This is a genomic window from Streptomyces sp. CY-1 (assembly GCF_047218265.1).
Lineage (GTDB): Bacteria > Actinomycetota > Actinomycetes > Streptomycetales > Streptomycetaceae > Streptomyces > Streptomyces niphimycinicus.
Genome location: NZ_CP178393.1, coordinates 1,166,135 through 1,174,930 on the forward strand (window position 1 = coordinate 1,166,135; position 8,796 = coordinate 1,174,930).

Annotated in this window: 1 pseudogene; it reads right to left on the reverse strand. The window is 68.1% G+C overall.

The features are described 5' to 3' along the window. Nucleotides 1-40: 40 nt before the first annotated feature. Nucleotides 41-8,737 (reverse strand): annotated as a pseudogene (locus ACK1X7_RS04860) (type I polyketide synthase); the annotation flags it as partial. Between the last annotated feature and the right edge of the window lie 59 nt (nt 8,738-8,796).

The window sequence follows — 8,796 nt, forward strand, 5'->3', positions numbered from 1 at the left end:
TCGCCGAGAGAGCTGCCGATCCCACCCCCAGCAGTTGCTCCCGCAAGTGGCCGGCGAGGAGTTCCGGCGTGGGGTAGTCGAACACGACCGAGGCAGGTGCCTGTACGCCGGTGGCCGCCATGAGTCGATTGCGGAGTTCGATCGCGGTCAGAGAGTCGAAACCGGCTGACTGGAATGTGGCCGCGGGGTCGATTGCCGCTGGGGTGGCATGTCCCAGAACGGCGGCCACCTGACCACGTACGAGTTCAAGGACCGCCCGTTCCCTCTCGACCGAGGGGAGGCCCCGCAGCCGGTCGACGAACTCGTCCGCCGCGGGCGCGCGGCGAACGGCGTCACCCAGCAATTCACCAAGCAGCGGGTTGGGCCGCGCCCCGACGAACCGCGAGGCGAAGTGTTCCCAATCGATGTCCGCGACCATCAGTGCGGTCTCGTCGTCGTCCAAAGCTCCCTGAAGGGCGGCCAGCGCCAGTGGTGGCGCCATGGCCCGTGCGTGCCCGGCCCCCATTCCGCTGTCGGCCCAGGCACCCCAGGCCACGGACGTGGCTACCAGCCCTTCCGCCCGACGCCGCCAAGCCAAGCCATCCAACGCCGCATTGGCCGCCGCGTAGCTTCCCTGCCCCGCATTGCCCACGGTCCCCGCGGCCGACGAGAACAACACAAAGGCGTCGAGGTCGGCGTCACGGGTCAACTCATCCAGATAGCGTGCCCCCGCCACCTTGGCCCGCATCACCTCCCGGATGCGCTCCGGGGTGAGCGATTCGAGCACACCATCGTCGAGGACACCCGCCGCATGCACCACGGCACGCAGATCCGGAATCGTCCCCAGGAGTGCCGCGAGCGCCTCGCGATCGGCGACATCGCACGCCACCACGCGCACCCGGTCCCCCAGCTCGGCCACCAACTCCGCGACGCCCGGTGCCTCGGCCCCTCGACGGCTCGTCAGCACGATCCGCTCCACACCGGTATCCGCCAGCCAGCGCGCCACATGGCGACCCAGCGCCCCTGTACCGCCCGTGACCAGAGCGGTGCCGCTACCGCGCCATGCGGCCGACACCGCGGTGGTGGCCGCTTCCGCCCGGGTCAGACGGGCGGCCCACGTCCCGGTGGCACGGATGGCGATCTGATCCTCACCGGTGTGCCCGGTGAGGACGGCGGCCAGTGCTTCCTCCGTGTGGTCGTCCATGACCGCCGGCAGGTCGATCAGCCCGCCCCAACGGTCCGGATGCTCCAGGCCGATGACGCGGCCCAGCCCCCAGACTCCGGCCTGGTCAGGATCCACCACGTCCCCGTCCGCCACGGAGACCGCGCCCCGGGTGACACACCACAACGGCGCATCGACCCCAGCCACCCCGAGGGCCTGCACCAGCGAGACCGTCGCCTCGACCGACAGCAGCGACACCACACCCGCGACCACCACATCGCCCGGCTCCACCGCCGTCACGACCCGCGCATCAGCCCCAGCGGCCCGCAGAGCGGCAGCCACATCATCTCCGTCAGCGCCAACCACCAGCCACGTGCCACGCAGACTCGGCTGCTCAGTGACATCCCCGATCAGGGACCAATCGAGGCGGTACCGCCACGATTCGACCAGTGACCTCTCCTGGTGACGGTGCCGCCATGCCGCCAGGGCGGGCAGAGCCGCGCTGAGCGGCTGCCCGGCGTCGATACCGAACGAACCGAAATCCTCGCGCTCGACCGCATCCCAGAAAGCGGCGTCAACGGCGCTGGTCACGGGCTGGGCCGAGGACGGCTCCAGCCAGAACCGCTCACGCTGGAACGCATACGTCGGCAAATCAACACGCCGAGCCCCCGGAAACACCGCCCGCCAATCCACCTCCACACCCCGGACAAACAGCCCAGCCAGAGCCTCCATGGCCACGGTCGGCTCCGGACGACCCGGACGCAGCGCAGGCAGACACTCACCATCGGCCAGCGCGGTCAGCGTCCCGTCGGGCCCCAGCTCCAGGAAGGAACCGACACCCAGCCCACGGAGTGTCTCCAGCCCGTCAGCGAACCGGACGGTCTCCCGCACATGACGCACCCAGTACTCGGGCGAGCACAACTCCTCGCCCGCCACCGCACCCGACACATTCGACACCACCGGCACGGTCGGGGTCCGGAACTCCACCGACCCAAGTACCTCACCGAACTCAGCCAGCATCCCGTCCATACGCGACGAATGAAACGCATGACTCACCCGCAACCACCGCGTCCGCACCCCCCGCCCAGCCAACACACCCGCGACCTCAGCGACCTCGCCCTTACCCCCCGAGATCACCACTGACCCGGGACCGTTCACCGCCGCAACCGCCACACCACCGGTCAACAGCGGCCGCACCTCATCCTCCGGCGCCGCCACCGAAACCATCGCCCCACCCGACGGCAGCGCCTGCATCAAACGGCCACGTGCGGCCACCACCCGGGCGGCATCCTCCAACGACCACAGACCGGCCACATACGCCGCCGCCAACTCACCAATGGAGTGACCCAGCAGATAATCCGGCTTCACACCCCAGGACGACACCAACGCGAACAACGACACCTCAAGCGCGAACAAACCCGCCTGCGTATACGCCGTCTCCCCCATCAACTCAGCATCATCACCCCACACCACCTCACCCAAAGGCCGGTCCAAATACCGGTCCAGCTCCCCACACACCTCATCCCACGCCCCGGCGAACACCGGATACGCCTCATACAACCCACGCCCCATCCCCAACCGCTGCGACCCCTGACCCGCAAACACCACACCCAACCCACCACCCACTACAGCCCCCACAACCACCGAACCCTCCAAAGCCCCAACCAACCCCGCACGATCCGCACCCACCACCACCGCACGATGCGACAACCCAGAACGAGCAGCCACCAACGACCAACCCACATCCACCGGATCCAACTCAGGATCACCCGCCACAAACCCACGCAACCGCTCCACCTGCGCCCGCACCGCCGCCTCACCCACACCCGAAATCACCCACGGCACAGCAGGCAGCCCAACTCCCTTGTCCCGAGGTCCCTCCACCACCTCAGTCGCCTGCTCCACGATCACATGGGCATTCGTCCCGCTCACTCCGAACGACGACACACCCGCCCGACGTGGCCGATCCGCATCCGGCCACGCCACCTGCTCGGTCAGCAGCTCCACCGCACCGGCCGACCAATCCACATGCGGCGACGGCTCATCGATGTGGAGGGTCCGGGGCAGCACGCCGTGGCGCATCGCCATCACCATCTTGATCACACCGGCCACACCCGCCGCCGCCTGCGTATGACCAATATTCGACTTCACCGAACCCAGCAACAGCGGCCGCTCCGGATCCCGATCCTGACCGTAGGCGGCCAACAGGGCCTGCGCCTCGATCGGATCACCCAACGCCGTGCCCGTACCGTGCGCCTCGACCGCGTCGATCTCCGACGCCGAAAGTCCGGCACTCGCCAGCGCCTGCCGGATCACCCGCTGCTGCGAAGGACCATTCGGCGCCGTCAACCCATTCGACGCACCATCCTGATTCACCGCAGAACCCCGCACCACAGCCAGGATGGGGTGCCCGTTGCGCTCAGCATCGGACAACCGCTCCACCAGCAGCAGCCCCACGCCCTCCGACCAACCCGTCCCATCCGCACCAGCGGCAAAGGACTTGCACCGGCCATCGGCAGCCAGTCCGCCCTGACGCGAGAACTCCACGAAGGCGGTAGGGGTCGCCATCACCGTGACACCGCCCGCAAGCGCCAGCGAGCACTCGCCGTTCCGTAGCGCCTGCACCGCCAGATGCAACGCCACCAACGACGACGAACACGCCGTATCCACCGTCACCGCCGGGCCCTCAAGCCCGAGTGTGTACGACACTCGACCCGAAATGACGCTGCCCGAACTGCCGGTGAGGAAGTAGCCTTCCGATGCGTCGGCGGCGCCGTAGCCCTGCGGGGAGGCCCCCACGAACACGCCCGTTCGACTGCCCCGGACCGAGGCGACCGGGACACCCGCCCGTTCGAACGCCTCCCATGCCGCGTGCAGCAGCAGCCGCTGCTGCGGGTCCATCGCCAGCGCCTCACGCGGCGAGATCCCGAACAGACCGGGATCGAACTCGCCCGCATCGTGGACGAATCCACCGACACGCGCATACGACGTGCCCGACTCCCCCGCAGCCGCCTCGAAGAGGCCGGTCAGATCCCACCCGCGGTCCGCCGGGAAGGCCGTTATGGCATCGCCGTCGGAATCGACCAGCCGCCACAGGTCCTCGGGGGACTCGACATCCCCGGGGAAGCGGCAGCTCATGCCGACAATGACGATGGGGTCTTGGTCATCCGGTGCGATCACCGGTATCGGCGGCACACTTTCCCGCGGCGCGCCGAGCAATTCCACGTTCAGATATTCGGCGAGGGCCGTAGGAGTCGGATAGTCGAAAATCATGGTGGCCGGCGGTCGGATGCCGGTGGTCGTGGCAATCCGATCGCGCAGCTCCACCGCGGTCAACGAGTCGAAGCCGATCTCCTGGAATGTCCTGCCGGGGTCGATCGCCTCAGGGCCCGGGTGCCCCAGTACCGCCGCGGCAGAGACGCGCACCAGCTCGACGGCCGCGCGTATACGCTCGCCCTCGGACATGGTGTGGAGGCGGGCCGCGAATTCGCCCGCTCCAGTCCCCAAATCGACGGTGTCGGCTATCAGCTCGCTCAGCAATGGACTCGGACGCAGGGCCGTGAACCTCGGCCCAAACCGCTCCCAGTCCACATCCGCCACCACGACCGCCGTCTCGCCCTCACACAACGCCCGCCGCAACGCCACCACCGCCGCACCCGGCGCCATACCCGACACACCACGCTCAACCAGAAACTCCTCACCCCCAACAGCCATACCACCCCCATCCCACATACCCCACGCCACCGAAGTCCCCACCAACCCAACACCACGACGCCGCCACGCCAACCCATCCAAAAACGCATTCGCCGCCGCATACGCCGACTGACGACCGCTCCCCCACACCCCCGCCACCGACGAGAACAGAACAAAGGCATCCAAGGACATGTGGCGCGTCAGCTCATCCAGATGGATGGCTCCCATGACCTTCGGCCGCATCCCGGCCGCAAGATCCTCGGCCGTAAGGGCGCTCAATGGGCCCCAGCTTGAAACGCCCGCAGCATGGACGACCACGCGAAGATCCGGGATTGTCCCGAGCAGTTCCGCAACCGCGTCCCGATCGGCCACATCACACGCCACGGTCCGAGCCGACACACCCATGGCCGATAGTTCGGCCACCAGTTCCCCGGCTCCGGGCGCGTCCGAGCCTCGCCGACTCGTCAGCACGATCTCCGCGACGCCGGTGCCTGCGAGCCACCGGGCGACATGGCTCCCCAGGGCCCCCGTTCCACCGGTGATCAGGGCGGTTCCCGACGCTTCCCAGGCAGCGGACTGCCCCCGACCCGAGGTCGTCACACGGCTCAGCCGACAGCCGAAGACGTCGTTGCCACGGATCGCTGTGTGATCCTCACGCGTGGCGCCTGAAAGCAACGAGCACAACAGACCCGAGGTCCGCTCATCCCATGAGGCGGGCAGGTCGATCAGCCCGCCCCAACGCTCCGGATGCTCCAGACCGATCACACGGCCCAGCCCCCAGACCGCCGACGCGTACGGATCCACCACATCCCCGTCCACCACGGAGACCGCACCCCGGGTGACACACCACAACGGCGCATCGACCCCGGCCACCCCGAGGGCCTGCACCAGCGAGACCGTCGCCTCGACCGACAGCAGCGACACCACACCCGCGACCGGGCCCGCGTCCAGCTCCTCGACCGTGACAACGCGCACCTCGGCGCCGGCGGCCCGCAGCGCGGCGACAATGTCCGTCTCCGCTCCGTCGGGCTCGATCACCACCAACCACAGCCCGGAGAGTTGCGAAGAGGGGCTCACAACCGGAGTCCAGGTCACCCGATACCGCCAGGCGTCGACCACCGACTCTTCCCGCCGCGCCCGCCGCCACGACGCCAAAGCAGGCAACGCGGCACTCAACGGCTCCTCAGCATCGACCCCCAGAGCCTCCGCATCCCCGCGCTCGACGGCTTCCCAGAACGCCGCGTCCACCGCGCTGGTCACGGGCTGGGCCGCCGCCGACTCCAGCCAGAACCGCTCACGCTGGAACGCATACGTCGGCAAATCAACCAGCCGACCACCCGGGAACACCGCCGCCCAATCAATCTCGACGCCCCGGACAAACAGCCCACCCAGAGCCTCCATGACCGTGATCGGCTCCGGACGATCCGGACGCAGCACGGGCAAGCACTCACCATCGGCCAGCGCGGTCAGCGTCCCATCCGGACCCAACTCCAAGAAGGACCCGACGCCCAGCCCACGGAGTGTCTCCAGCCCGTCAGCGAACCGGACGGTCTCCCGCACATGACGCACCCAATACTCCGGCGAGCACAGCTCCTCGCCCGCCACCACACCGGATACGTTCGACACCACCGGCACGGTCGGGGTCCGGAACTCCACCGACCCAAGTACCTCACCGAACTCAGCCAGCATCCCGTCCATACGCGACGAATGAAACGCATGACTCACCCGCAACCACCGCGTCCGCACCCCCCGCCCAGCCAACACACCCGCGACCTCAGCGACCTCGCCCTTACCCCCCGAGATCACCACTGACCCGGGACCGTTCACCGCCGCAACCGCCACACCACCGGTCAACAGCGGCCGCACCTCATCCTCCGACGCCGCCACCGAAACCATCGCCCCACCCGACGGCAACGCCTGCATCAAACGGCCACGTGCGGCCACCACCCGTGCGGCATCCTCCAACGACCACACACCCGCCACATACGCCGCCGCCAACTCACCAATGGAGTGACCCAGCAGATAATCCGGCTTCACACCCCAGGACGACACCAACGCGAACAACGACACCTCAAGCGCGAACAAACCCGCCTGCGTATACGCCGTCTCCCCCATCAACTCAGCATCATCACCCCACACCACCTCACCCAAAGGCCGCTCCAGATACCGGTCCAACTCCCCACACACCTCATCCCACGCCCCGGCGAACACCGGATACGCCTCATACAACCCACGCCCCATCCCCAACCGCTGCGACCCCTGACCCGCAAACACCACACCCAACCCACCACCCACTACAGCCCCCACAACCACCGAACCCTCCAAAGCCCCAACCAACCCCGCACGATCCGCACCCACCACCACCACACGATGCGACAACCCAGAACGAGCAGCCACCAACGACCACCCCACATCAGCCAGATCCCATTCAGCGTTGTCCGCCACAGACCCGCGCAACCGCTCCACCTGCGCCCGCACCGCCGCCTCGCCCACACCCGAAATCACCCACGGCACAGCGGGCAGCCCAACACGCTCGCCCCGAGGTCCCTCCACCACCTCAGGCGCCTGCTCCACGATCACATGCGCATTCGTCCCACTCACCCCGAACGCCGACACACCCACCCGACGCGGCCGATCCACATCCGGCCACACCACCTGCTCAGTCAGCAACTCCACCCCACCAACCGACCAATCCACATGCGGCGACGGCTCATCCACATGCAACGTCCGCGGCAACACCCCATACCGCAACGCCATCACCATCTTGATCACACCAGCCACACCCGCCGCCGCCTGCGTATGACCAATGTTCGACTTCACCGACCCCAACCACAACGGCCGACCCGGATCCCGATCCTGGCCATACGTGGCCAACAACGCCTGCGCCTCGATCGGATCACCCAACGCCGTACCCGTACCGTGGGCCTCCACCGCGTCGACATCCACCGCCGACAAACGAGCATTCGCCAGCGCCTGCCGGATCACCCGCTGCTGCGAAGGACCATTCGGCGCCGTCAACCCATTCGACGCACCATCCTGATTCACCGCCGAACCACGCACCACCGCCAACACCCGATGACCAAGACGTTCAGCATCGGACAACCGCTCCACCACCAGCATCCCCACACCCTCGCCCCAGCCGGTGCCGTCCGCCGCCGCCGCGAACGCCTTGCACCGCCCATCGGCGGCCAGTCCGCGCTGACGCGAGAACTGGACAAAGGTGCCGGGTGTCGCCATCACCGTGACACCGCCCGCAAGCGCCAGCGAGCACTCACCGTTCCGCAGCGCCTGCACCGCCAAATGCAACGCCACCAACGACGACGAACACGCCGTATCCACCGTCACCGCCGGGCCCTCGAGCCCCAGCGTGTACGACACCCGGCCGGACGCGACGCTCGCCGCGCTGCCGATTCCGACGTATCCCTCCAGCTCATCCGGAACGGCCGACAGCCGCGAGACATAGTCGGAAGACATCAGTCCGGCGAACACCCCGGTCCGGCTGCCCTTCAGGGAGTCGGTCGGAATACCCGCCCGCTCCAGAGCCTCCCATGATGCCTCCAGCAGCAGCCGCTGCTGGGGATCCATCGCCAGCGCCTCACGCGGCGAGATCCCGAAGAGGCCGGGGTCGAAGTGGCCGGCGTCGGGGAGAAACGCGCCCTCTCGGGCGTACGACCGGCCCGCGCGATCCGGATCCGGGTCGTACAGGCCGTCCAGATCCCAGCCGCGGTCGGTGGGGAAGCCGGAGACCGCGTCCACCGCCGACTCCGTCAGCCGCCACAGGTCTTCCGGCGAGCTGACTCCACCCGGAAAACGACAGCTCATGCCAACGATCGCGATCGGCTCGCGGCTCTTGGCCTCGACATCCGCCAGGCGCTGACGCGTCTGGCGCAGATCGGCGGTGAGCTTCTTGAGGTACTCGAGTACCTTTTCGTCGTTCGACATCCCCGTGCCAGTCCCCTCGA